The following is a 24,940-nucleotide window of genomic DNA, read 5'->3' as shown; positions in this document are numbered from 1 at the left end:
CGCCTAAGGGCCGCAACACTCTTTTTGCCGAGATCTCCGCACGATGACCCGTTTTGCCTTCGATATCCACGCCACCGACGGAAAGGCGCGCACCGGCACGATCCGGATGATGCGCGGTGATATCCGCACCCCGGCGTTCATGCCGGTAGGTACCGCCGCAACGGTAAAGGCGATGAAGATGGAAGACGTGCGCGCCAGCGGTGCGGACATCATCCTCGGCAACACGTATCACCTTATGCTCCGCCCCGGAGCAGAGCGTGTCGCGCGTCTGGGTGGCCTGCACAAGTTTGGCGGTTGGGACCGCCCGATCCTGACTGACAGTGGCGGCTACCAGGTGATGAGCCTTTCGGACTTGCGCAAGATCACCGAGGAAGGCGTGACCTTCGCCAGCCACCTCGACGGTTCGCGTCATTTGTTGAGCCCGGAGCGTTCGATGGAAATCCAGCGTCTGCTGGGGTCCGACATCGTCATGTGCTTCGACGAATGCCCGCGCGCCGACCAGCCGCGCGATGTGATCGCAAAATCGATGGAAATGTCGATGCGCTGGGCAAGGCGCAGTCGCGACGCTTTCAACGCCGGGGCCGAACATGCCGAACGCGCGGCGCTGTTCGGAATTCAGCAGGGCGCGCTTGACGAAGGCTTGCGCAAGGCCAGTGCCGACGCCCTGACCGACATCGGGTTCGACGGCTATGCCATTGGTGGCCTTGCCGTGGGGGAAGGGCAGGAGGCGATGTTCGCTACGCTCGACTTCGCGCCGCAGCAATTGCCTGCGGATCGTCCGCGCTATCTGATGGGGGTCGGCAAGCCTGATGACCTGGTCGGCGCGGTCGAGCGCGGGGTCGACATGTTCGATTGCGTCCTGCCGACCCGGTCCGGGCGCAATGGGCAGGGCTTTACCTGGAACGGCCCGGTGAACATGCGCAACGCCCGGCATGCGGAAGATACCGGCCCTCTCGACGAACGCTGTCCGTGCCCGACTTGCACCAAGTACAGCCGCGCCTACCTGCACCACCTGCACAAGTCGGGCGAGATGCTTGGGGCCATGCTGCTGACCGAGCATAACCTGTGGTTTTACCAGCAACTCATGGCAGGCATGCGCGCGGCGATCGCAGAAGGGCGCTTTGCGGCCTTCGCAGCCGATTTCAGACGGGACTACTTCGCGCGTTAGGCGGCAATGCCCTCTGCGCCGTCCTGCATCATCGGGTCCTGCGTCTCCAGCCTCGTGTCCTTGTAGGCATAGAATTCGCCGGTACGCTCATCGAGAAAGCCGGCGCCGATGGCGAAAGCCTGGCGCTGCGCGGTGAGCAAGTCCGGATACCATTTGCCGATGCGATGCGGGGTGACGAAGCGGTAGAGACACATGCCTTTCCAATGGTCGCGTGCCTCGAGAGTTCCCAGAATTGCTGTAAATTTCACCTGCGAAACGACACGTAACAGCCTGTTTGCACATACGAAAAAGGCGGAGCTTGCGCCCCGCCTCTTCCATGTGTCGCAGTGGTTGGAATACCGATCAGCGCGAATAGAATTCGACGACCAGGTTCGGTTCCATCTTCACCGGATAGGGTACTTCGTCCAGCGTCGGAACGCGGGTGAAGGTGGCCTTGTCGCCTTCGGCGGCGACGTAGTCGGGAACTTCACGCTCGGGCAGCGACTGCGCTTCAGCGATGAGGGCCATTTCCTTGGCCTTCTTGCCGAGGCTGATCACGTCGCCAGGGCGAACGCGACGCGAGGCGATGTTGCACTTCACGCCGTTGACGTAGATGTGACCGTGAGAAACGACCTGGCGAGCCGAGAAGATGGTCGGCGCGAACTTGGCGCGGTACACGACCATGTCAAGGCGCTGTTCGAGCAGGCCGATCAGGTTCTGACCGGTGTCGCCCTTCATTTTCGACGCTTCCTGGTACGTGCGCTTGAACTGCTTCTCGGTCACGTCGCCGTAGTAGCCCTTGAGCTTCTGCTTGGCGCGGAGCTGGATGCCGAAGTCCGAGACCTTGCTCTTGCGGCGCTGGCCGTGCTGGCCCGGGCCATACGAGCGGCGGTTCACCGACGACTTGGGACGACCCCAGATGTTTTCGCCGAGACGGCGATCAATTTTGTACTTGGATGCCTTGCGCTTGGACATGCGCTGCCTTTCAATCTGCCTGCACCGGCAACGCGCCGATGCTTCAAGTCCCGGACACGCACCACTTTGCCAATTGCGAAGTGCGGCCACCGCTTCACCGGGAGTGCAGGGCCAATTGCGAAGCGCGGCCAAGAACAGACAATTAGCCCTTTGTCAAGGGCAGCGGCCATAGACAGGGTAGCGAAATTGGGGTGCTATCGAAAATGATGCACGAAGGGCCGCCTCGTTCTGACCAGTCGCAGCCGTTGGAATCCCTTTCCGGCGGGTTGGAGGCGATCGACCTTCAAATACTTTCGCTTTTGTCTCAACGATTTGGGTTGGCTGCGAGCACTACGGTTCAACGAGGGCTTTCTGACGACGAGCGCAATGCCCAGATGGCGGTGATTCGTCGTCGCGCTTTCGAGCTCGGTATTCCCGTCGGGCTTGTAACCGATTTCTGGGATCGGCTGATGGACGCCGCAGATGCGGTACAAGCCCAGCGAAACCATCGCGTGATCAACGACTGAAGTTCAACTGCGCGGCTCGTCCCCCGGCTTCGAGCCTTCCTTGCGGCGCAGGGCGCTCAGCACCCCGCGCATGGTGCGCACTTCGAGATGGTTCCAGCCTGGTTTGGTCAGCATGGTGCGCAATGTGCGTCGCGTGGCGGCCGCGCGTGCCTCGGGCTCGAAGTAGCCGCGCGGTTCAAGCATCGTGCAAAGCTGTTCGAACATGCCTTCGAACTCTTCCTGCGGGGCAGGGGGAAGCATGTCCTCTACGGTAGGCTGAACCAGATCGACGTGCTTCGACCACTCGTACGCGCAAAGGATGACGGCCTGCGCGAGGTTGAGAGAACCGAATTCCGGGTTGATCGGTACGGTGATGATGGCGCGGGCCAGCGCCACGTCGTCGGTCTCAAGGCCTGACCGTTCCGGTCCGAAGATAATCGCGCTGCGGCCCTGCGCGGCGATAATGTCCTTCGCTGCCTGTTCCGGCGTCAGCACGGGCTTGGTCACGCCACGCTTGCGCACGGTGGTGGCGTAGACATGCGAGCAATCGCTGACGGCATCGGCGAGGGTATCGAAGACCTGTGCCTTCTCCAGAACCCTGTCGGCACCAGCAGCGGCGGGACCGGCGGATGGATTGGGCCAGCCATCACGGGGAGATACAAGTCGCATCTCGGTCAGGCCGAAATTGAGCATGGCACGTGCGGCCTTGCCGATGTTCTCGCCAAGCTGGGGGCGGACCAGGACGATGACCGGCTGGCGCTGTTCAGTATCGCTCATGTTCAGGCGCGGCCGCTCATTTCCTGGACGCTTGAAGCGAATTCTTCAAAGTCACGCGCTTCGGTGAAATCGCGATAGACGCTGGCAAAGCGGATGTAGGCCACGCTATCAAGCTGGCGCAGACCTTCCATGACCATCTCTCCGATGACCTTGGATGGGACTTCTGAATCGCCCATGGTTTCGATCTGGCGCTGTATGCCCGACACGAGCTGGTCGAGGCGCTCTTGGGCGACGGGGCGTTTGCGGCAGGCGAGCGAAACCGATTGTTCGATCTTGAACCGGTCGAACGGTTCACGTCGTTCCCCGCTCTTGACTACGACGACCTCACGCAACTGCACCCGCTCGAACGTCGTGAACCGCGCCCCGCAGCCTTCGCACTGACGGCGCCGGCGGATCGAGGTGTTGTCCTCGCTCGGCCGGCTGTCCTTCACCTGGCTGTTGTCATGGGCGCAGAACGGGCAACGCACGGCTTAGCGCTTGATCCTCTGCCAGAAGGCAATGCCAGCACCCACGGCAAGGCCAAGCGGGAGCGAGACGACAGGAAGGAGCACACCGGCCACCGCCCCGATGGCCGCGCCGGTCAGGACCGGCTTGGTCGATGGGTGGGCCATGCCCTGCTTGGCCATGCCGGAGATTTCCTGCTTGGCGCGAGCGGCGAGATCGTCGTGGTCGTTCATAAGCTTACAGCTCCGGATAGATCGGGAACTGCGCGCAAAGCTCCGCGACGCGATCGCGCACGCGCTGTTCGACCTGACCATCGCCCTCATCGCCGTTGCGCGCAAGGCCATCGACCACTTCCACGATCAGCTTGCCGATGGTGCGGAACTCTTCCTCGCGGAAACCGCGGGTGGTGCCAGCCGGCGTGCCGAGGCGGATGCCCGAAGTGACGAAGGGGGAGCGCTTGTCGAACGGGACGCCGTTCTTGTTGCAGGTGAGCCAGGCGCGATCGAGACCCTTCTCGGCGGCCTTGCCGGTCACGTCCTTGGCAGTCAGATCAACCAGCATAAGATGGTTGTCAGTGCCGCCGGAAACGATGCCGAGGCCGGCGTCCTTGATGCTTTCGGCAAGCGCCTTGGCATTGGCGACGATCTGATGGGCATAGGCCTTGAATTCGGGGCGCAGCGCTTCACCAAAGGCAACCGCCTTGCCCGCGATGACGTGGACCAGCGGACCGCCCTGGAGGCCGGGGAATACGGCGGTGTTGAACTTCTTGGCCAGATCCTCGTCATTGGTGAGGATCACGCCCGAACGCGGGCCGCGCAGGCTCTTGTGGGTCGTCGTGGTGACGACGTGGGCATGCGGGAACGGCGAGGGGTGGGCGCCGCCTGCAACGAGGCCCGAAATGTGCGACATGTCGACCAGCAGCCACGCGCCGATTTCATCGGCAATGGCGCGGAAGGCGGCCCAGTCCCAGGTGCGTGAATAGGCGGTGCCACCGGCGATGATCAGCTTGGGCTTGTGCTCTCGGGCAAGACGGGCGACCTCGTCCATGTCGATCATGTGATCGTCAGGGCGCACGCCGTAAGGGATCACGTTGAACCACTTGCCGCTCATGTTCACGGGGCTGCCGTGGGTAAGATGGCCACCCGAATTCAGGTCGAGGCCCATGAAGCTGTCACCCGGCTGCAGCAGCGCGAGAAACACGGCCTGGTTCATCTGGCTGCCCGAGTTGGGCTGAACGTTGGCGAAGTTGCATCCGAACAGCTGCTTGGCGCGCTCGATCGCCAGGTTCTCGACGATATCGGCGTATTCGCACCCACCGTAGTAGCGCTTGCCCGGGTAGCCTTCGGCGTACTTGTTGGTGAAAACCGATCCGGTGGCTTCGAGCACGGCACGGCTGGTGATGTTTTCCGAAGCGATCAGCTCGATCTTGGTCTGCTGGCGGTGCAGCTCACCCTTGATGGCGGCGAACACTTCGGCATCGGCCGTTTCCAGATGCTCGGTGAAGAAGCCGGCTTTGCGGATTTCCGGCGCTGCTGTGGCGGTGGTCATCTCTGGGGGCTCCTTCAGATTGCGGGGTTGGAAAGCTTTTCGACGCGGCCGGCATGGCGGCCACCGCCGAATTCGGTGGAAAGAAATGCGTCAAGACAGGCCTTGGCCATGTCCTCGCCAGTCAGGCGTGCGCCCATCGCAATGACATTTGCATCGTTGTGTTCGCGCGCGAGTGCTGCGGAGAGCGGTTCCGAAACCAGTGCGCAGCGGCAGGCCGGTTCGCGGTTTACTGCGATCGAGATGCCGATACCTGATCCGCACAGGGCGACGCCCCGCTCGGCAATGCCTTCGGCTACCACCGAGGCCAGTTTGTAGCCATAGTCGGGATAGTCGACGCGATCGGCGGTCTCTGGCCCGAGGTCGGCAACTTCATGGCCAAGGCCGATGAGATACTCACGCAGTGCGGCCTTCAGGTCGACAGCGGCGTGATCGGAAGCGATGGCGATACGCATGGGGATCGTTACTCGACAGCGGTATTAGGGGATTCGTTGGCGCGCCCATAGGCTCTTGCAGCGCAACAAGCCACCGCAAATCGCTGGAGGAAATCTGCCCGATGGGGCTCATCCTAACAGGTGGGAGCGTCATGGCGGTTGCGACCGGATCGCGCGATGCGTAAAGGCCCGGCATTCAGGATCGGACGGGACGAACAGGAATGCCGCAGGAACACGTGCTCATCGCCGGGGGCGGCATTGGCGGGCTCACGCTCGCACTGACGCTCCACCAGATCAGGGTCTCCTGCACGGTCTTCGAATCCGTTCGTGAATTGAAGCCGCTGGGTGTCGGCATAAATCTCCAGCCCAACGCCGTTCGCGAACTCGAAGACCTCGGCATCGGTGAGGCCGAGATGGATGCCGTGGGCATTCCGGCGCGCGAGTGGGCCTTGGTCGGGCTGAATGGACGCGAGATCTACTCCGAACCGCGTGGCAAGCTGGCCGGGTATAACTGGCACCAGTATGCCGTGCACCGCGGCGAATTCCACATGCTGCTCTACCGCAAGGTGATCGAGCGCATCGGGCCGCAAGCGGTGAGACTGGGCAGCAAGGTTACGGGCTATCGCAAGGAAGCGAATGGATCGGTCACCGCCCTGGTCGAGGACCGCTCGGGCAAAGTCGAAGAGGTGGCAGGAACGCTGCTGTTCGGGGCAGACGGCATACATTCGGCAATCCGCGCGCAGATGCACCCCGATCAGCCTCCGATCCATTGGGGCGGCACGATCATGTGGCGCGGCACTGCCAAGGGCGTACCGATCCGTTCGGGATCATCGTTCGTCGGCCTTGGCACGAGCCGGCATCGCGTGGTGATCTACCCGATTTCGCACCTGGATGCGGACGGCTTGTCCGATATCAACTGGATCGCCGAGCAGACGTACGACACCAGTCACGACTGGACCAAGTCGGGATGGTTCAGGCCTGTCGAAATGGCGGAGTTTGCGCACGAGTTCGACGGGTTCGTCTATGACTGGCTTGATCTGCCGGCTCTGCTGGCAAAGTCGGACATGGCTTACGAGAACCCGATGATAGATCGCGATCCCTTGCCGACCTGGGTCGATGGGCCGGTCGGGCTGATTGGGGACGCGGCACATCCGATGTATCCCACGGGGTCCAACGGCGCCTCGCAGGCAATTGTCGACGCACGCCAGATCGGACGCATCATGGTGGAGCGCGGCGTCACGCCCGAGGCGCTTGCCCAGTTCGACGCCGAATTCTGTGGCCCGATCGGCCAGGTCGCGATGCGCAACCGCGGGGCGGGCCCGTTCGGCCTGCTCAATATGGTGGACGAACGTTGCGGCGGTCAGTTCGAGAATATCGACGATGTCATCCCGGCTGCGGAGCGAAGTGCCTTCATGCTGGCCTACCAGCAGGCCGCGGGCTTTGCCAAGGACCGCCTGAACGGCGCGCCGAGGACCATTCCTGAAGGTGCGCAAGTCGCCAGGGTGCCCGCGTGACCATTGCGCTGACCCCTGTGACCGATCTGGTTGTCGAACTGTCGAGGCCCCACGAGATGGGCGAATGCCCAATAGGTGTCCGGCGGATCATCCCGATTGTCGGAGGTAGCGCCGATGGACCGCTGCTCGGCGGCCGCATTCTGCCAATCGGGGCCGACTGGCAGACCGTCTCACGCGGAGGGATCGCCGAACTGGATGCGCGCTATGCGATCGAGACCAGCGACGGCGCGGTGATCGAAGTTATCAGCCAAGGCATTCGCCACGCAACGGCAGAGGTGCATGCGCGCATTGCTGGGGGCGAGGAGGTCGACCCGGCCGAGTACTACATGCGCACGGCGATCCGGCTCGAGACCGGACATGCCGGATACGATTGGGTCAACCGCGCCCTGTTCATCGCAAAGGGCGGGAAGGTTGGGAATACGGTCCGCCTGGCGGTCTACAGGATTGACTAGCAGGCTCGACTGCCGGTCCGGAAGTCAGTCCAGCAATGCGCGGTGTCGGCTGGAGAGAAAGATCGCATTCTTTCGGGTGAGATCGCCCGGCACGAGGCGTTTTCCGTTCCAGCCGTAAGGCGACAGACCGAGTTTGCCGAGGACAGCAACGGCAGACGCGTCGGGCCGTTCGATCAAGATCACCGGCTGATGCGAGGCGATCGTTTTGATGCCACCGCCGATGACTTGCGATTCGAAGCCTTGCACGTCAATCTTGATGATGTCCGGGGCGAGTTCCAGCGCGTCGAGCTTCTCGATCCTTACCTTATAGCTGTCGATTACAAGCCGATCTGGCGTGAAACGCGCCACGCGCCGCTCATCAAGCCACTGGACCGCAGCTTCGCGGTCAAGAGAGGCAATGCCGTCATAGACGAAGTTGCGATAGCGCGGCACGTGGATGTGCTGTTCGCCAGTTGCAGCGCCGAGTGCAATCTCACGCACATCCACGTCGCTGTCCCCTGAGAATCGCTGGCGAAGTTCTTCCGCCAGCGAGGGGATCGGTTCGATGGTGATGATCTTTCGCGGCCGTGCATAGCGCTGCAAGGCCACAACGCTTTGCCCCCAATTGCCGCCTATGTCGATCGCGAGGTCCAGCGGGGCGAGCTTTCGCAGCAGTCGTATCTCGGGGTCGACAAACAGGCCAAGATGGCGCGTGGCAAGGTTGTAGGCCGAAAACTTTGCGCGACGCACCGCGGGAAAATGCGTCTGCAGATCTCGCAACTGCCTCCGCAGTTCGCGCAATGGCCAACTTTCGGGACGATACCCCCATTCCAGAACTGGTCCGGGGGCAGTGCCTTCCATCAGCGGATTGCTTACTGGTCGAGGAACGAGCGCATCTTGCGCGACCGCGACGGATGCTTGAGCTTGCGCAGCGCCTTGGCCTCGATCTGGCGAATACGTTCGCGGGTGACCGAGAACTGCTGGCCGACTTCTTCCAGCGTGTGGTCGGTGTTCATGCCGATACCGAAGCGCATGCGCAGCACGCGCTCTTCACGCGGGGTGAGGCTGGCAAGCACGCGGGTGACCGTTTCCTTCAGGTTGGCCTGGATCGCCGCATCGACCGGAATGATCGCGTTCTTGTCCTCGATGAAATCGCCGAGGTGGGAATCTTCCTCGTCGCCGATGGGCGTTTCGAGGGAGATCGGCTCCTTGGCGATCTTCATCACCTTGCGAACTTTTTCGAGCGGCATCGACAGACGCTCGGCCATTTCTTCAGGCGTCGGTTCGCGGCCCTGCTCGTGCAGGAACTGGCGGCTGGTGCGAACCAGCTTGTTGATCGTCTCGATCATGTGGACCGGGATACGGATCGTTCGGGCCTGATCTGCGATCGAGCGGGTGATGGCCTGCCTGATCCACCAGGTGGCATAGGTCGAGAACTTGTAGCCGCGGCGGTATTCGAACTTGTCGACCGCCTTCATCAGGCCGATGTTGCCTTCCTGAATGAGGTCAAGGAACTGCAGGCCGCGGTTCGTGTACTTCTTGGCGATGGAGATCACGAGGCGCAGGTTGGCCTCGACCATTTCCTTCTTTGCGATGCGTGCTTCACGCTCGCCTTTCTGGACCATGTTCACGATGCGGCGAAATTCGCCCAGCGACATGCCGGTTGCAGCTGCGATGTCGGCGATCTCGGCCCGAATACGCTCAACCGGAGCTGCCTCGTTCGCAGCAAACGCTGCCCACTTCTTGTCGCGGCCGGCCAAGGCTTGCAGCCAACCGTCGTCAAGCTCATGCCCGACATACATGTCGAGGAAGTCCTTGCGCGACACCTTGTGGCGCTCGGCAAGGCGCAGCATCTGGCCGCCCAGCGTCGTCAGGCGACGATTGAAGGCGTAGAGATTGTCGACGAGGTATTCGATCTTCGAAGCGTGGAACTGCACGGATTCGACCTGCGCCGTCAGGTCCTCGCGCAGCTTCTGGTACTGCGCTTCCTTGGCGGCGGGGAAATCGTTGCCCATGCCAAGCGCGTCGAGACGCTCTGCCTGGATTTTCTCGAAGGCCCGGAACAGCGAGGTGATTTCGGCAAAGCGCTCAAGCGCGGCCGGCTTCAACTGCGCTTCCATCTGGGCGAGGCTGAGGGTGTTGTCCTCTTCTTCTTCCTCGGCCGGACGGGCGCGGCGCTCGCGCAGTTCGTCGTCCTCGTCATCGGAGGATTCTTCCTCCTCGACGTCCTCTTCTTCCTTGAAGGTGGGGCCGGCGGTGGCTTCGCTGATCTCGGGCTCGGCCTCTTCACCGTCTTCCGACAGGTTTTCGGGCTGCGGTTCCTTCGAAAGCATGGCGTCGAGATCGAGAATCTCGCGCAGCTGCATCTCGCCGGCGTTCAGCGCGTCGGACCACTGGATGATGGCGTGGAATGTGATCGGGCTCTCGCACAGGCCCATGATCATGGTGTCGCGACCGGCCTCAATGCGCTTGGCGATGGCGATTTCGCCCTCGCGGCTGAGCAGTTCAACGGCGCCCATTTCACGCAGATACATGCGCACCGGGTCGTCGGTCCGCTCGACCGTTTCCTTGCGCTTGATGACGTCCGGGCGGTCCTCGACGGTCTCGGCTTCGTCGAGTTCGTCGTCCTGAGCCTTTTCCTCGGGATCAACCGCGTCCTCGTCGCTCTCGACGATGTTGACGCCCATCTCGGAGATCGCGGCCATGATGTCTTCGATCTGCTCGGAAGACATCTGGTCCTGGGGAAGGGCCTCGTTCAGCTCGTCATACGTGATGATCCCGCGGCGCTTGGCGCGCGCGATCAACTTCTTGATCGATGCATCGTTGAGGTCGATCAGCGGAGCGTCGCCGCTATCGGTCTTGTCGTTCGAAGCCATTTAACCCAGGTACCACCATCTGAGAACCGGGCCGAAGGCGACCCGGTTTGCGCCATTGCTATAATTATAACGCAGCACGAGCACGGCCCATTTGCCCCAAACGGGCACGCAAAGCCATACTCCGCGCTATCAATCTTTGCTGTTCGGCGAAGTTTTCTTCCGAAAGCTCGGTTTCAACGCGCTTGTTTGCCTCGACAAGCGCCTCTTCAACCGCTGGCCATTCAACCAGAATGGCAATTGCCTCGGCAAGTTCGTCTCCTGCCGAATCACCACCGCTCGCCAAAAAACCGAATCGCATCCCGGCATAGTCCTGCGCCGACGGGAGCCTGAGCCCACGTTCCAGCAATATGGTGCGCAAGGTCGCGCTTTCAAGCGGTTGTGCCCCGTCCGACGTGACAAGCAGTGCATCGATCAGTGCGCAAGTGTCTGGATTCTCGGGCTGAAGGCGGGCGAGGGCGTCAGCATGGCGCGCAATGTGCTGCGGATGGCAGATCAGACCGTCGAGCACGGCTGCCAGCAGGCTGTTGCTCGGCCCCGTGCCGATGCGCAGCATTTTCGCCTTGTCCTGCTCGGCAAGTGGTGGCGGTGCCGGTTTCCAGGGCTGGCCTTTCGCGCGGGAACCCGATGGTCGTGGCTGAAAAGGCGCCCGTTCCTTTCGGGCGAACGCCAGTTCGCCAAATCGCTCGGTCAGTTCGCGCCTGTAGAGCGATTTGATGTCGGGGTGCTGTATGGTCTCGCAATGGGCAAGCAGCCTGGCCTTCAATCCTGCCTTGTCTTCTGGCGTCGCCAGCGGGACAGCATCGCGTTCCGCTTCCCAGAGAACGTCGACGAGGCTTCGGGCACCGTCCAGCAATTCCTCCATCGCCGCCGCGCCCTGCTTTTTCACGACGTCGTCCGGGTCCATGCCTGCTGGCAGCGTGACGATGCGCAGCGAATGTCCGGGGCGGAGCAGGGGCAGGGCGCGCGTGATCGCCCGCATCGCTGCGCGCTGGCCTGCGCTGTCGCCATCGAAGCAAAGCGTTGGCGTTTCGACCAGTCGCCAGAGGCGTTCGATCTGATGCTCCGTCAGTGCCGTGCCAAGCGGGGCGACCGCTTCGCCGATGCCTGCGGCCGCGAGCGCCACCACGTCCATATATCCTTCGACGACCACTACGCGTCCGCTCTGGCGCGAAGCAGGCCCGGCGCGATGCAGGTTGTAGACCGTGCGGCCCTTGTCGAACAGCGGCGTATCGGGAGAGTTCAGGTACTTCGGCGCGTCGGTCTTTTCCGCAGTGAGGATGCGTCCGCCGAAGGCAATCACGCGACCGCGCGGGTCAAGGATCGGCAGCATCAGGCGGCCACGGAAACGGTCGTAGGGTTCCTTTCCTTCGACCACGATTCGCAAGCCAGCCTCGATGAGCATCTCATCGGGGAAGGCCGACAGCGCCTCTTTCAGCGCAGTGCGGCTATCCGGAGCGAAGCCGAAGCCGAAATCCCGCACGATCTGCGCCGGGAACCCGCGAGAGGCGAGATAGCGTCGCGCCTCCGCACCACGCTCATCGCCAAGGCAGCGCACGAAAAAGTCCTGCGCCGCCTGCATAACGTCATGCAACGACTTCTGCTGCTCGGCCTTCCTTGCTGCGCGCGGATCGGGGGCAGGAACTTCCATTCCAGCCTGCAGCGCCAGTTCCTTCACCGCGTCCATGAAGGGCAGGCCCTGATGGTCGGTCATCCAGCGGATGACGTCGCCATGCGCGCCGCAGCCGAAGCAGTGGTAGAAGCCCTTCTCGTCGTTGATGGTGAAGCTGGGCGTTTTCTCGTTATGGAACGGGCAGCAGGCCTTGAATTCGCGCCCCGCCTTGGTGACGCGAACGCTCCGCCCGATCACGCCCGAAAGCGAGATGCGGGAGCGGAGTTCGTCCAGCCATTGCGGAGAGAGGCTCATTGCGCGGTCAGGCCGAAAGCGCCGCCTTCACCAGCCCGCTCGCCTTGCCCATGTCGAGCTGCGTGCCGTGCTTGGCCTTCAATGCAGCAACCACCTTGCCCATATCCTTCATGCCCGCAGCGCCGGTTTCGGCGATGATCGCAGCGATGGCAGCCTTGGTGTCGTCCTCGCTCATCTGCTGGGGCAGGAATTCCTCGATCACCGCAAGCTCGGCCTTCTCGACGTCTGCGAGTTCTTGGCGGCCGCCCTGTTCATAAAGCGAGATCGATTCGCGGCGCTGCTTCGCCATCTTCTGCAAAACGTCGGTGACGAGCACGTCATCCTCCGGCACAGCCGAGGCGGTGCGCAGTTCGATGTCCTTGTCCTTGAGCTTGGCGAGGATCAGGCGGACAGCGGCGAGGCGGGGCTTGTCGCCCGCTTTCATGGCCGAAACCTGCGCGGCCTTGATGGTATCGCGGATCATGTAATCGTATTTCCCGTGGAGTTCTCCGCCGTCATGGCGAGAAACCTTCCATGTAGGCCAAACTTTCGGGAATCGCTAGGTTGACGCTGCGTCGAGTCGGGTCTAGCAGCCGCCCCTTAGCAACATCGCCAGAACACCTGCCAACGGAGCGCCCCATATCATGGCCGACCCCGCACTTTCGCACGCGCCTCAACCAGATGGCGCGACGGGAGTCCTCGTACTTGCCGATGGGTCTGTTGCATGGGGACGTGGTTTCGGCGCTGCCGGCGCAGCGGTCGGCGAGGTGTGCTTCAACACCGCGATGACCGGCTATCAGGAAGTAATGACCGATCCGTCTTACGCGGCGCAGATCGTGACGTTCACCTTCCCGCATGTCGGCAACGTCGGCACCAACCCCGAAGACATGGAAAGCCATGACACGCCCGGCGCCGTCGGCTGCGTGGTGCGCGAGGATGTGACTGCGCCTGCCAACTTCCGCAGCGCCGGCACCTTCCAGCAGTGGATGGAAAAGCAGGGTAAGATCGGCATTTCCGGCCTCGACACCCGCGCCCTGACCCGCCGCATTCGCATGAGCGGCGCACCCAACGCGGTGATCGCGCACGATCCCAAGGGCGAGTTCGACATCCCCGCGCTGGTCAAGCGTGCGCGCAACTGGCCCGGCCTCGAAGGCATGGACCTTGCCCGCGTCGTCACGCGCGACGGGCAGGAGGCCTGGGAAGGCTCGGTCTGGCATCTCGGCAAGGGCTATGGCCGCTCACCGCATGACAAGCGCCCCCACGTCGTCGCCATGGACTTCGGCGCCAAGGACAACATCTTCCGCAATCTCGTGAAGGCAGGCGCGGCGGTTACGGTGGTTCCGGCCGAGACTTCGCTGGAAACGATCCTCGAATTGAAGCCCGATGGCGTGTTCCTGTCGAACGGCCCGGGCGATCCGGCGGCGACGGGGGCCTATGCCGTGCCGGTGATCCAGAAGCTGCTCGAGATGGACATGCCAGTCTTCGGCATCTGCCTCGGCCACCAGATGCTGGCGCTGGCCGCCGGCGCCCGCACCACCAAGATGCACCAGGGCCACCGCGGTGCGAACCACCCGGTCAAGCGCATGGAAGACGGCGTGGTCGAGATCACCTCGATGAACCACGGCTTCGCGGTCGACAACGCGCCGGGCGCGCTGGGCGAGAACGTGATCGAAACCCACGTTTCGCTGTTCGACGGCTCGAACTGCGGCATCGCGGTAAAGGGCAAGCGCGCGTTCGGCGTGCAATACCACCCTGAAGCATCGCCGGGACCGCAGGACAGTTTCTACCTGTTCGAGAAGTTCGTGGGGATGCTTTAATCAACGGAGGTAGCAATGGCTGTCGTTCGCGAATTCACTGAGAAAGAGCTGGATCGGTCGAGCGCCCATTCCGAAGTTGAAGCAACTATTTCGCTTGTCGAAGTGGACGGAGAAAGATTCGTTCAGATCGACACTTATGGATCAAAGAACCGAGCAATGCCTGGGAAAGTGTCCCAGAGCCTGCGCCTATCCCAATCGGCGTATGAACAGCTCCAGCAACTCGCGGAAAAGCACTTCTAATGCCCAAACGCACTGACATCTCCTCCATCCTGATCATCGGCGCCGGGCCGATCATCATCGGCCAGGCTTGCGAGTTCGATTATTCGGGCACGCAGGCGGTGAAGGCGCTCAAGGAAGAGGGCTATCGCATCATCCTGGTCAACTCGAACCCCGCGACGATCATGACCGATCCGGACATGGCGCACGCGACCTACGTCGAGCCGATCACGCCCGAAGTCGTCGCCAAGATCATCGAGAAAGAGCGCCCCGATGCGCTGCTGCCGACGATGGGCGGGCAGACCGCGCTCAACACCGCGCTGGCGCTGTTCAACGATGGCACGCTGGAAAAGTACGGCGTCCAGATGATCGGCGCCAATGCCGATGCCATCGACAAGGCCGAAGACCGCCAGCGCTTCCGCGAGGCGATGGACAAGATCGGCCTCGAATCCGCACGCTCGGGCGTGGCCCACACGATCGACGAGGCGCTCGAAATCCTCGAGCGCACCGGCCTGCCTTCGATCATCCGCCCCAGCTTCACCATGGGCGGCACCGGCGGCGGCATTGCCTACAACAAGGAAGAGTTCGTCAAGATCGTGAAGGGCGGGCTTGAAGCATCGCCCACTACCGAAGTCCTGATCGAGGAATCGCTCCTCGGCTGGAAGGAATACGAGATGGAGGTTGTCCGCGATAAAAAGGACAACTGCATCATCATCTGCTCGATCGAGAACGTCGATCCGATGGGGGTCCACACCGGAGACTCCATCACCGTCGCCCCGGCGCTGACGCTGACCGACAAGGAATACCAGATCATGCGCAACGCATCGATCGCGGTGCTCCGGGAAATCGGTGTGGAAACAGGCGGTTCGAACGTACAGTTCGCAGTCAATCCGAAAGACGGCCGCCTCATCGTCATCGAGATGAACCCGCGCGTGTCGCGCTCCTCGGCGCTCGCCTCGAAGGCCACCGGCTTCCCCATCGCCAAGGTCGCGGCCAAGCTTGCCGTGGGCTACACGCTCGACGAGATCATGAACGACATCACCGGGGCTACCCCGGCGGCGTTCGAGCCGACCATCGACTACGTCGTCACCAAGATCCCGCGCTTCGCCTTCGAGAAGTTCAAGGGCGCGGAGCCGCTGCTCGGCACCGCAATGAAGTCGGTCGGCGAAGTCATGGCGATTGGCCGCAATATCAAGGAATCGATGCAGAAGGCCCTGCGCGGGCTGGAAACCGGCCTTGATGGCTTCAACCGCGTCGTCGGCCTCGAAGGCGCCAGCCGCGATGAGATCACCGCCGCGCTCGCCCGCGCCACGCCCGATCGCCTGCTGGTGATCGCGCAGGCTTTCCGCGAGGGCCTGTCGGTGGATGAAGTCCACGCCGTCACCAAGTATGAGCCGTGGTTCCTGCGCCATATCCACGAGATCGTGGAAGCAGAGAACGTCATCCAGCGCGATGGCCTGCCCAACGATGCGGCTGGCCTGCGCCGTCTGAAGGCAATGGGCTTCTCCGACAAGCGCCTCGCCACACTGGCCGTGCGCGGGATTGGCGTTGCCGGTGGCATGGCAGAGACCCAGGCCAAGCGCTCGGGCCTGCTGCATGACGCGCTGCGCGCCATGGCCGGTGCCACCAGCGAAGCCGAAGTGCGGTCGTTGCGCCACAAGCTCGGCGTGCGCCCGGTGTTCAAGCGCATCGACAGCTGCGCCGCCGAGTTTGAGGCGGTCACGCCCTACATGTATTCGACCTACGAAGGCGCGCTGTTCGGCGAGCCGGAGAACGAGGCTGCTCCGACTGACGCCAAGAAGATCGTCATCCTCGGCGGTGGTCCGAACCGCATCGGTCAGGGCATCGAGTTCGACTACTGCTGCTGCCACGCCTGCTTCGCGCTGGGTGACGCCGGGTTCGAGACCATCATGGTCAACTGCAACCCGGAGACCGTGTCGACCGACTACGACACCTCGGATCGCCTCTACTTCGAGCCGTTGACCGCCGAAGACGTGCTGGAAATCCTCGCGGTCGAACAGTCGAAGGGCGAACTGGTCGGCGTGATCGTTCAGTTTGGCGGGCAGACCCCGCTGAAGCTCGCGCAGGCGCTCCAGGATGCGGGCATCCCGATCCTCGGCACATCGCCGGACTCAATCGACCTTGCCGAAGACCGAGAGCGCTTCGCAGCATTGGTCGCCAAGCTCGGCCTCAAGCAGCCCGCCAACGGCATTGCCCGCAGTCGTGATGAGGCCGTCGCGGTGGCGAGCCGCATTGGCTATCCCGTGCTGATCCGTCCGAGCTACGTGCTCGGCGGCCGCGCGATGGAGATTGTCGACAGCCAGGCGCAGCTGGATGACTACATCGCCACTGCCGTGCAGGTCTCGGGCGACAGCCCGGTGCTGATCGACCAGTACCTGCGCGACGCGATTGAGTGCGACGTCGATGCTCTGGCCGATGGCACGGATGTAACCGTCGCCGGTGTAATGCAGCACATCGAGGAAGCGGGCATTCACTCGGGCGACAGCGCCTGCACCCTGCCGCCCTACAGCCTGTCAGCCGAAATCATCGCAGAGATGGAGCGCCAGGCGGTTTTGCTGGCACGCGGCCTCAACGTGCGCGGTCTGATGAACATCCAGTTCGCGATCAAGGACGGCGAGGTCTATCTGATCGAGGTGAACCCGCGTGCCAGCCGCACGGTGCCGTTCGTCGCCAAGGCCGTGGGTACGCCCATTGCCAAGATCGCGGCGCGCGTCATGGCGGGCGAGAAACTGGCCGATCTCCCCGCGATCAAGCGCGAGATCGACTACATGGCAGTCAAGGAAGCCGTGTTCCCATTCGCCCGTTTCCCCGGCATCGACCCCGTGCTCTCGCCGGAAATGAAGTCAACCGGCGAAGTCATGGGCGTCGACAAGACCTTCGCGGTCGCTTTCGCCAAGTCGCAGCTTGGTGCGGGCACCAAGCTGCCGCAGGGTGGAACGATCTTCGTTTCGGTCAAGGATAGCGACAAGGCGGTGATCCTGCCCGCCGTGCGCAAGGCGATCAGCCTGGGCTTCAAGATCGTGGCCACCGGTGGTACGGCTCGCTATCTGACCGATGCGGGCCTGATCATCGAACGAGTGAACAAGGTGGCCGAAGGTCGTCCACACATCGTCGACCGGATCATCGATGGCGACATCGCGCTGATCTTCAACACGACCGAGGGCTGGCAGAGCCACAAGGACTCGCAATCGATCCGTGCTTCGGCGTTGAACTCGCGCGTTCCCTACTTCACGACGGCTGCTGCTTCCGTCGCTGCGGTCGAGGCAATCGAGGCACTTCGCTCTGCCGAACTTGAAGTGCGTTCGTTGCAGGACTATTATGCTTGAACCTTATTAGTCCCCCGGCATTGTCATGAGACTGGTCCGGCTCGGCGCATTCGGCGCCGGTCGGCGGGGGCAGGTTTTCCCTCGGTTGCCGTAGCGGTAGCCGGGGCGTGACAGGAAAGAGAGTTGCGAATGGCGAGTGTGGAAAAGCTGCCGATGCTTGCGGAAGGCTATGAAAAGCTGACTGCCGAGCTGAAAGCGCTGCGCGAGGAGCGGCCCAAGATCGTCGACGCGATCGAGGAAGCGCGCGCCCATGGCGACCTTTCGGAAAACGCGGAATATCATGCGGCCAAGGAACGTCAGGGCCAGGTCGAAGCGACTATCGCCGATCTCGAGGATCGCGTCAGCCGCGCGCAGATCATCGATCCGGCGACTCTGTCGGGTGACAAGATCATCTTCGGTGCCACCGTGACCCTGCTCGACGATGACGAAAAGCCGGTGAAGTACCAGATCGTCGGTCCATACGAGGCCGATGCAAAGAAGGGCATGATCAGCTACAACTCGCCGCTCGGCAAGGCACTGATCGGCCGCAAGGTCGATGAGGAAATCGAGGTGACTGTCCCCTCGGGCGACAAGTTCTACCTTGTCCAGAAGATCGAGTTCATTTGAGCGATCGGCATCACTAACGAAAAAAGGCCCCGGAGCGATCCGGGGCCTTTTTTGTAAGCTTGCTCAATCCTTCGGCAGGGCCGGTTCAAGCAGGCGATGGAGGTGCACGATCACGTAGCGCATCTCGGCGTCGTCCACGGTCCTCTGTGCGGCACCGCGCCAGGCTTCTTCAGCGCTGGCATAGTCGGGGAACACGCCGACAACGTCGATTGCCTTGAGGTCTTGAAATTCGAGGCCTTGGGGGTCTTTGACCCGCCCGCCCATAACGAGGTGCAGCTTTTGCATTGGCGACTTTCCTTTGGGGAGGATTCGTGTGCGCCACTGACAAAAAGACGAGCCGCGCGCAAGTCATGCGAACGGCTCGCCTGAGCCCTTTTTAAGGCTTAACGCGCGCAGTGAGTTCGTTCACCTTGCGCAGCGCCGCTTCGCTCGCCTCTATGGCGGCTGAGCGAACGATCTCGGAAAGATCGAAAGCCTTGCGACGGGCCTCTTCGCTGCCGTCGGCAATTTTTTCGCCAACCGTGCCACTGAGCTCCTCAACCTTGTGAAGGCCGTCACGACCAACGTCCCGCGCACGGGTTGCATAGTCGATTGCGAGCTTTCCGGCGACTGCCGCCAGACCCGACGCGCTCTTGCGCAACGAACTGGCCGCGTCTTCAGCGGTGCCCCTGGCCTTGGTGCTGTGCCGGCCGACAGAGGGCAAGGCCTTCGCAACGAGCGCGCCCAGAAGTATACCGGCGGCGACCGACGCCACCGGGTGCTCCTCGATCAGCCCCTTGACGGTCTGGACCGACTTCGAGCTGGCAGTGCGTTCCGCCAGGCGCGACTTGGCCGCGTCAACCTTTTCGCGCAGGGTCTCTGCGCCGTTTACTTGCAGTTCTTCGCTCATCTCAATCTCCGGATCGGACTTTGTCGATCACGCGCTCGGCCAATTCCTGGATCGGTTCCCGGAGGAACCAGCCAAACAGTGCAGCGACGGTTACGCCGATCACCACCTTGTTCTCGTCGGCAACTGCACGAGCGCTATCGAGCATTTCAACGGCTTCCCCCACCGCACGTTCCTTGACGCGCCCCGGAGAAAGCTCCAGCTTGGCTATTTCCAGATCGCCCTTGACCACGGCCAGCGCTTCATCCCGAAGTGCCCTTGCGGCAGCCAACTCTGGTGGGGCGGTCATGGCTTCCCTCCTGCGCTGAGCGCCGCCTTGGCAGCGCGGATGCGCTTGGTCGCTCGCGCCAGGCATATGACAGCCAAGAGAGCGAGTGCACCGCCGACAATGGCAAGAGCTCCCCAAACGCCCACGTAGTGGGCAAGAGCAAGCAACAGCCCGACGACGATTGCCAGCAGGGTGAAGAAGCCGAATGCCAACCCAAGCAGCAGAAAGACGATGATCGCCTTTGCTTCGCCCAGGCCATATGACGCCTGAGCCTTCCTGTACGCGATTTCGGCTTCAAGGAGGGTTTGCCCGTCATCGATCAGGGCTTTGATGGCCGCACCGATCCCTGCCTCAGACGGGGAGGGATCAGGCGTCCAGGTTGAATTGTGCTCGCTCATCGGACCAATGCCGCCGCGTTCAGCGCGGTCAGTCGTCCGATCCGCCCGACAGCAATCGCGCGATGGCAAAGCCGGCCACCGCGGCAACACCGATTGCCACGCCCGGGCTCTTGCGCACGAATTCCTTCACGTCTTCGCCAAGCTCGCCAAGGTCCTTGGCTTCGAGCTTTGCCGCGGTCTCCTGGATCGAACGCGCTGCGCTGCGAGCATAGTCGCCGTACTGCACACCCAGCTTTTCGTCGATCGTGGTTGCAGTGTCGGAGATGGTCTTGCCCAACGCGCCGAGTGCGTCGCTGGCCCGGGCCTTGCCTTCTACGGCAAGGGCCGCGCCCTTTTCCTTTGCCTGCCCCGCGTAAACCTTGGCTTCGTCGACCCAGTCTGCGGTCGTGCCGCTGACCTTGGCCTTGTAGGCAGCACCCTTTTCCATCGCCTCACCCTTGAGAGCTTCGGCGCCAGCCTTTGCCTCCTCGATAGCCTTGGTAAAACGGCCCTTTGCAGTATCTGCGGCGCTTTCGTTGGTGTCAGCTACAGTGGCGACCACATTCTCTGCCGCCTTCGAAGCGCGCTTCTTGGGGGTGTCAGCGGGGGTCATTGTGGTGTCGGCCATGTTTGTTTCCCTTCGGCAGTTCGCACGGGTGCTAGACCCTCGATATGGGCGGTCTTGTCCATCTTGCTAGACCCTTGCAGCGGAATGCAAGAGCCTTGGCGCACAAGACCGGCCCGGATAGGCATGTTGCACTGCAAACGCGGCTTGCTTGCCACGGTTCCAGCCGATAGGAGCCGCGGCAACCTTGGCGCTCAATTCTCGCCGAACTGCAGGGAGCAGATAATGACCGCGATCATCGACATCCATGCGCGTGAAATTCTCGACAGCCGTGGCAATCCCACCGTTGAAGTCGACGTCCTTCTCGAAGACGGAAGCTTTGGCCGCGCTGCTGTTCCCTCAGGTGCATCAACAGGCGCCCACGAAGCAGTCGAACTGCGCGATGGCGACAAGGCCCGCTATCTGGGCAAGGGTGTGACCAAGGCCGTCACTGCGGTCAACTCCGACATCGCGGAATGCATCCTCGGCATGGACGCTGAAGATCAGCGGGACATCGATCTCGCCATGATCGAGCTCGATGGGACTGAAAACAAGGGCCGCCTGGGCGCGAACGCGATCCTTGGCACCAGCCTCGCAGTTGCCAAGGCAGCCGCGGACGCCCGCGGACTGCCGCTTTACAGCTATGTCGGGGGCGTGGCTGCTCATGTTCTCCCGGTACCGATGATGAACATCATCAACGGCGGTGAGCACGCCGACAACCCTATCGATTTCCAGGAATTCATGATCATGCCCGTCGGCGCGCCGTCGCTGGCCGAAGCCGTGCGTTGGGGGGCGGAAGTGTTCCACACCCTCAAGAAGGGTCTTCACGAAAAGGGCCTCGCAACGGCGGTCGGAGACGAGGGCGGGTTCGCTCCGAACCTTGCCAGCACGCGCGACGCACTCGACTTCGTGATGGCGTCCATCGAGAAGGCGGGCTTCAAGCCCGGTGAAGACATGATGCTCGCGCTCGATTGCGCGGCAACGGAATTCTTCAAGAACGGCAAGTACGAAATCAGCGGAGAAGGCCTTTCGCTCTCGCCCGATGCCATGGCTGACTATCTCGCCGCGCTCTGCGACGCCTATCCGATCATCTCGATCGAAGACGGTATGAGCGAAGACGATTTCGAAGGCTGGGCAGCGCTGACTGCGAAGGTTGGCAAGCGCGTGCAGCTTGTGGGAGACGATCTCTTCGTGACCAATCCCAAACGTCTCGAGATGGGCATCGGAAAGGGCTTGGCAAACTCGCTGCTGGTCAAGGTGAATCAGATCGGGTCGCTCACCGAGACGCTCGAGGCCGTGTCGATCGCGCAGCGCAATGGCTACACCGCAGTCATGTCGCACCGTTCGGGCGAAACCGAAGATGCGACCATCGCTGACCTGGCGGTTGCCACCAATTGCGGCCAGATCAAGACCGGCTCTCTCGCCCGCTCCGATCGTCTCGCCAAGTACAACCAGCTCATCCGCATTGAAGAAGAGCTGGGTGTATCGGCGCGTTACGCCGGCAAGGCTGCCTTCGGTCGGCTTGGTGCCTGATCTTCGTAATAACTGAACTTGCGTTCGGAGGGGCAGCCTCAATTTGAAGGCGGTCCCTCTCACGCAGTTTAATGTGCTATTCTCAGTGAGCGCTTCACGATGTCCTCTTCGCTCTGCAGATCACCGGCGATATTCGAAAAGTAGGCCACCATTTTTTCGTAGCCATCGCTCGACAGCCGGACGAACACGCGGCGGGCGTCGGTCGCATCGGCTTCACGGACGATCAGGCCCTTGTCTTCAAGCACCGCCAACCAGCGCAATGCGGTGGTGGCTGGCACTGCCGCCCCGATGCATGCGCTGGTAACCGGCAGTCGCTTGCGTTCTTTCGCGGCGATAAAAAGGTCCAGCAGGATGTCCCAGGCTGGCTCTCCAAATAGGGTCGCGTCTGCGAAAATGTCCGACCGCCGGCGCCTGTCGCGATAGGCGGTTCTGGCGACTTCGGCCCAGACGTGGCTATCCTTCGGGATGGTGATGGCTTCCCGGTCGATCTGCAGTTCACCTTCGTTCAATTCCATTTCATGGGCCATTGCGAGCAATTCATTGGCGACAGAAATGAGTCGCCTGGCCCGTGACCTCACCTGTTCCCTGCCCATCCCATCACCCCTACTGTGCGCCCGCAAAGCGCTTCACGGGACCAGTCCGCCATCAGCCTTGTTAGCTTTGCGAAATTGGCAGGAGTGCGTGGCGCAGCCATTCGGCGTTCCACTTAGGGCTGGCTCGTAGTCCTTGGGGTATGGCCAAAAGAAATCCGCAAATTTCAAGTATATGATGCAATGATGACGTGTTGTATTCATCCGTAGTTGAACCAGAATGGAGCAGGTTCAATGCTCACCGGACGACAGTCTACGTTTTGGTGAGATCAGGTAGCGCCAAACTCCCCAGGCATTTATGAGCAGCAATGCGCCGTTCTGTATTACGAGCGAACCTGAATTGCTCCTCAACCCCGACACGATCCACGTGATTGCCACCGCCATGAACAGGACGAATCCCCACCCCGTCCAACGACGTCCCAGGTCTGCCGCTACGAGACTCGCCGCGACAATTGTACCCAGGGCTGCAAACCATTCGAGTGGGCCATCCACATCGCTGTCCTTTCTCCATGTGTCGTTCTGCCAAAACTGCGGACGACGGAGCGTTCCCTCGCACTGATTTAATCGGTCATTTGAATCGCCCTTCCAAAGTATGGCAGTCTCTGTCAGCCTGCATTCGGGAGAACGAAATGGCTGATTTTCCGACGCGCGCCGACGAGGTCGACGTTGCATGGCTTGAAGTGCAACTTGCCAAGGCCGGTGTGCTGGGTGACGCGCGGATTGCTGATATCGAATGGCAGGCAATCGGTACGGGGCAGGTGGGCGATACCGCACGGTTCACTTTGCGATACACCAACAATGCACCTCAGGCTCCAGCAACTGTCGCTGCAAAGTTCCCCTCAAGCGATGCTACCAGTCGGTCGTGTCCCACGGGGTGGTGTAGGAAGGTTTCTCTGAGAGGGTGGCCACCGTCGATCTTCTGGTAGGGTTCGGATGCGAACTCGAACCTGGAGAAGAAGACGATGACCGACGACAGAATGGCCCTTGTTGAGCTGATTGAGCAAGGGGCAGACAGCGATTTGGTGCGCGATATGCTGGCATTTGCCGCCGAGCGCATGATGGATCTGGAGATTGAGGCCAGAACGGGTGCGGCTGCGGGCAGTCGCAGCCCGGCGCGGCTCAACCACCGCAACGGCTATCGCGAACGGGGCTGGGACACTCGGGCCGGCCGGATCGAGCTGGCGATCCCCAAGCTCAGGAAGGGCAGTTACTTCCCGAGCTTCCTTGAGCCACGCCGCACGGCTGAGAAGGCGTTGGCGGCGGTGATCCAGGAAGCCTACGTCCACGGTGTCTCGACTCGCTCGGTCGACGATCTGGTCAAGGCGATGGGCGCCAGCGGCGTCTCGAAGAGCCAGGTGAGCCGTCTGGTGGCCGAGATCGACGAACGGGTGAACGCCTTCCTGCAGCGGCCGATCGAGGGCGAGTGGCCCTACCTGTGGATCGACGCCACCTACCTCAAGGTCCGCGAGGGCGGGCGGATCGTCTCGACGGCGGCGATAATCGCCGTCGGCGTCAACACCGATGGTCGGCGCGAGGTTCTGGGCGTTGCCACCGGCCCTTCAGAAGCGGAACCCTTCTGGAAAGCCTTCCTGCGCTCGCTCGCCGACCGGGGACTTCGCGGGGTAAAGCTGGTCATCGCGGACGACCACAAGGGGTTGCGCGCCGCCGCCAGCAAGGTGTTCGCCGCGAGCCAGCAACGCTGCCGGGTCCACTGGATGCGCAATGCGCTGGCACATGCCGCGCCTAAGCAGCGACCGGCAGTCATCGCCATGATCAAGACGATCTTTGCGCAGGAAACGGCTGAAGCGGCTCACCAGCAATGGGAACAGGTCGCCGATGCCCTGCGCGAGAAGTTCCCGAAGCTGGCCGACATGATGGCCGGATCGCGCGAGGACGTGCTTGCCTACATGACCTTCCCGAAGGAGCACTGGGCGCAGATCGCGTCGACCAACCCGCTGGAAAGGGTGAACAAGGAGATCAAGCGAAGGGCCGATGTCATCGGCATCTTTCCGAATGACGCCGCCGTCGTCCGCCTCGTCGGAGCACTCATGCTGGAACAGAATGATGAGTGGGCGGTGTCACGCCGTTACATGACGCTGGAAACCCTCGGCTCGGTGAGCCATAACCCCATTGTCAGCCTGCCAGCTCTGGCTGCCTGACCCGAA

The 24,940-nt window shown here is 62.2% G+C and carries 28 protein-coding genes; 11 read left to right on the top strand and 17 right to left on the bottom strand.

Annotation, left to right across the window (positions count from 1 at the left end):
• Nucleotides 1-43: 43 nt before the first annotated feature.
• Nucleotides 44-1,168, top strand: a complete 1,125-nt coding sequence (gene tgt, locus AC3WLM_RS01970) for a tRNA guanosine(34) transglycosylase Tgt (RefSeq protein WP_039331273.1) — start codon at nt 44-46, stop codon at nt 1,166-1,168.
• Here the strand turns inward: tgt and AC3WLM_RS01965 are convergent.
• Nucleotides 1,165-1,416, bottom strand: coding sequence for a hypothetical protein (locus AC3WLM_RS01965; RefSeq protein WP_492476442.1), 252 nt, complete (start codon nt 1,414-1,416; stop codon nt 1,165-1,167). The two genes, tgt and AC3WLM_RS01965, sit on opposite strands and share 4 nt — an antisense overlap.
• A gap of 94 nt (nt 1,417-1,510) precedes the next feature.
• Entirely contained in the window at nt 1,511-2,122 is a 612-nt protein-coding gene (gene rpsD, locus AC3WLM_RS01960) for a 30S ribosomal protein S4 (protein ID WP_039331270.1), read from the bottom strand.
• A gap of 203 nt (nt 2,123-2,325) precedes the next feature.
• On the opposite strand from rpsD, the gene AC3WLM_RS01955 reads away from it, so the two are divergent.
• Complete coding sequence (locus tag AC3WLM_RS01955) at nt 2,326-2,628, top strand: chorismate mutase (RefSeq protein WP_492476441.1); 303 nt, start codon at nt 2,326-2,328, stop codon at nt 2,626-2,628.
• A gap of 3 nt (nt 2,629-2,631) precedes the next feature.
• Here AC3WLM_RS01955 and AC3WLM_RS01950 read toward each other — a convergent pair whose 3' ends face one another.
• From AC3WLM_RS01950 to rpiB, 5 genes are read right to left on the bottom strand one after another with little or no spacing between them, the layout of a single operon-like run.
• The gene (locus tag AC3WLM_RS01950; RefSeq protein WP_492476440.1) at nt 2,632-3,384 is read right to left on the bottom strand and encodes an RNA methyltransferase; all 753 of its coding nucleotides are present in this window, start codon (nt 3,382-3,384) and stop codon (nt 2,632-2,634) included.
• Between the two features lie 2 nt (nt 3,385-3,386).
• On the bottom strand, nt 3,387-3,851 hold the full coding sequence (gene nrdR / locus AC3WLM_RS01945) for a transcriptional regulator NrdR (RefSeq protein WP_039331266.1): 465 nt from the start codon (nt 3,849-3,851) through the stop codon (nt 3,387-3,389).
• Nucleotides 3,852-3,854: 3 nt separating this feature from the next.
• Nucleotides 3,855-4,061: a hypothetical protein gene (locus AC3WLM_RS01940; protein WP_062342172.1), complete on the bottom strand. Its 207-nt coding sequence runs from the start codon at nt 4,059-4,061 to the stop codon at nt 3,855-3,857.
• 4 nt (nt 4,062-4,065) lie between these two features.
• Nucleotides 4,066-5,376 (bottom strand): serine hydroxymethyltransferase, encoded by a 1,311-nt coding sequence (gene glyA / locus AC3WLM_RS01935; RefSeq protein ID WP_039331262.1) that lies wholly within the window; start codon nt 5,374-5,376, stop codon nt 4,066-4,068.
• A 14-nt stretch (nt 5,377-5,390) separates the two neighbouring features.
• The gene (gene rpiB / locus AC3WLM_RS01930; protein WP_039331261.1) at nt 5,391-5,828 is read right to left on the bottom strand and encodes a ribose 5-phosphate isomerase B; all 438 of its coding nucleotides are present in this window, start codon (nt 5,826-5,828) and stop codon (nt 5,391-5,393) included.
• A gap of 200 nt (nt 5,829-6,028) precedes the next feature.
• Here rpiB and AC3WLM_RS01925 point away from each other — a divergent pair, with 200 nt between their 5' ends.
• Complete coding sequence (locus AC3WLM_RS01925) at nt 6,029-7,321, top strand: flavin-dependent oxidoreductase (RefSeq protein WP_492476439.1); 1,293 nt, start codon at nt 6,029-6,031, stop codon at nt 7,319-7,321.
• Complete coding sequence (locus AC3WLM_RS01920; RefSeq protein ID WP_492476438.1) at nt 7,318-7,773, top strand: DUF3237 domain-containing protein; 456 nt, start codon at nt 7,318-7,320, stop codon at nt 7,771-7,773. Before AC3WLM_RS01925 ends, AC3WLM_RS01920 begins: the two co-directional genes overlap by 4 nt.
• 24 nt (nt 7,774-7,797) lie before the next feature.
• Here the strand turns inward: AC3WLM_RS01920 and AC3WLM_RS01915 are convergent, their stop codons facing one another.
• From AC3WLM_RS01915 to AC3WLM_RS01900, 4 genes are all read right to left on the bottom strand, one after another.
• Complete coding sequence (locus AC3WLM_RS01915) at nt 7,798-8,502, bottom strand: FkbM family methyltransferase (RefSeq protein ID WP_492476437.1); 705 nt, start codon at nt 8,500-8,502, stop codon at nt 7,798-7,800.
• 122 nt (nt 8,503-8,624) lie between these two features.
• A complete protein-coding gene (gene rpoD / locus AC3WLM_RS01910) occupies nt 8,625-10,628 on the bottom strand; it encodes an RNA polymerase sigma factor RpoD (protein WP_193828118.1) in 2,004 nt (667 codons plus the stop codon).
• A 64-nt stretch (nt 10,629-10,692) separates the two neighbouring features.
• On the bottom strand, nt 10,693-12,552 hold the full coding sequence (gene dnaG, locus AC3WLM_RS01905) for a DNA primase (protein WP_427465044.1): 1,860 nt from the start codon (nt 12,550-12,552) through the stop codon (nt 10,693-10,695).
• Between the two features lie 7 nt (nt 12,553-12,559).
• A complete protein-coding gene (locus AC3WLM_RS01900) occupies nt 12,560-13,015 on the bottom strand; it encodes a GatB/YqeY domain-containing protein (RefSeq protein ID WP_193828120.1) in 456 nt (151 codons plus the stop codon).
• A gap of 160 nt (nt 13,016-13,175) precedes the next feature.
• Between AC3WLM_RS01900 and carA the strand changes: the two genes are divergently transcribed.
• From carA to greA, 4 genes are all read left to right on the top strand, one after another.
• Nucleotides 13,176-14,348 carry a glutamine-hydrolyzing carbamoyl-phosphate synthase small subunit gene (gene carA, locus AC3WLM_RS01895; RefSeq protein WP_492476436.1) on the top strand — a complete coding sequence of 391 codons (1,173 nt, stop codon included), beginning with the start codon at nt 13,176-13,178 and terminating at the stop codon, nt 14,346-14,348.
• Nucleotides 14,349-14,363: 15 nt separating this feature from the next.
• Nucleotides 14,364-14,588, top strand: coding sequence for a methionyl-tRNA formyltransferase (locus tag AC3WLM_RS01890; protein ID WP_193828488.1), 225 nt, complete (start codon nt 14,364-14,366; stop codon nt 14,586-14,588).
• Entirely contained in the window at nt 14,588-17,911 is a 3,324-nt protein-coding gene (carB, locus tag AC3WLM_RS01885) for a carbamoyl-phosphate synthase large subunit (RefSeq protein ID WP_492476435.1), read from the top strand. Before AC3WLM_RS01890 ends, carB begins: the two co-directional genes overlap by 1 nt.
• A 129-nt stretch (nt 17,912-18,040) precedes the next feature.
• Nucleotides 18,041-18,517, top strand: a complete 477-nt coding sequence (greA, locus tag AC3WLM_RS01880; protein ID WP_039331241.1) for a transcription elongation factor GreA — start codon at nt 18,041-18,043, stop codon at nt 18,515-18,517.
• Nucleotides 18,518-18,580: 63 nt separating this feature from the next.
• Here the strand turns inward: greA and AC3WLM_RS01875 are convergent, their stop codons facing one another.
• From AC3WLM_RS01875 to AC3WLM_RS01855, 5 genes are all read right to left on the bottom strand, one after another.
• Entirely contained in the window at nt 18,581-18,802 is a 222-nt protein-coding gene (locus tag AC3WLM_RS01875) for a DUF4170 domain-containing protein (RefSeq protein WP_062342193.1), read from the bottom strand.
• A gap of 91 nt (nt 18,803-18,893) precedes the next feature.
• Nucleotides 18,894-19,406 (bottom strand): hypothetical protein, encoded by a 513-nt coding sequence (locus AC3WLM_RS01870; protein ID WP_492476434.1) that lies wholly within the window; start codon nt 19,404-19,406, stop codon nt 18,894-18,896.
• A 1-nt stretch (nt 19,407) separates the two neighbouring features.
• Nucleotides 19,408-19,692: a hypothetical protein gene (locus AC3WLM_RS01865; protein ID WP_039331235.1), complete on the bottom strand. Its 285-nt coding sequence runs from the start codon at nt 19,690-19,692 to the stop codon at nt 19,408-19,410.
• Nucleotides 19,689-20,069: a phage holin family protein gene (locus tag AC3WLM_RS01860; protein ID WP_052241879.1), complete on the bottom strand. Its 381-nt coding sequence runs from the start codon at nt 20,067-20,069 to the stop codon at nt 19,689-19,691. The genes AC3WLM_RS01865 and AC3WLM_RS01860 overlap by 4 nt, the downstream gene beginning before the upstream one ends.
• A 28-nt stretch (nt 20,070-20,097) precedes the next feature.
• A complete protein-coding gene (locus AC3WLM_RS01855; RefSeq protein ID WP_062342201.1) occupies nt 20,098-20,676 on the bottom strand; it encodes a hypothetical protein in 579 nt (192 codons plus the stop codon).
• A gap of 222 nt (nt 20,677-20,898) precedes the next feature.
• Between AC3WLM_RS01855 and eno the strand changes: the two genes are divergently transcribed.
• Nucleotides 20,899-22,185 (top strand): phosphopyruvate hydratase, encoded by a 1,287-nt coding sequence (gene eno / locus AC3WLM_RS01850; protein WP_193828124.1) that lies wholly within the window; start codon nt 20,899-20,901, stop codon nt 22,183-22,185.
• 68 nt (nt 22,186-22,253) lie between these two features.
• Here eno and AC3WLM_RS01845 read toward each other — a convergent pair whose 3' ends face one another.
• Entirely contained in the window at nt 22,254-22,712 is a 459-nt protein-coding gene (locus AC3WLM_RS01845) for a MarR family transcriptional regulator (protein WP_492476433.1), read from the bottom strand.
• A gap of 692 nt (nt 22,713-23,404) precedes the next feature.
• On the opposite strand from AC3WLM_RS01845, the gene AC3WLM_RS01840 reads away from it, so the two are divergent.
• Both AC3WLM_RS01840 and AC3WLM_RS01835 read left to right on the top strand, forming a co-directional pair.
• Nucleotides 23,405-23,701 (top strand): hypothetical protein, encoded by a 297-nt coding sequence (locus tag AC3WLM_RS01840; protein WP_492476432.1) that lies wholly within the window; start codon nt 23,405-23,407, stop codon nt 23,699-23,701.
• A 36-nt stretch (nt 23,702-23,737) separates the two neighbouring features.
• Nucleotides 23,738-24,934 carry an IS256 family transposase gene (locus AC3WLM_RS01835; protein WP_004207098.1) on the top strand — a complete coding sequence of 399 codons (1,197 nt, stop codon included), beginning with the start codon at nt 23,738-23,740 and terminating at the stop codon, nt 24,932-24,934.
• Nucleotides 24,935-24,940 lie beyond the last annotated feature (6 nt).

The sequence above is a fragment of the Novosphingobium sp. FW305-C-30-35 genome (genome assembly GCF_058783135.1).
This window is presented reverse-complemented; position numbering and strand designations above follow the sequence as displayed.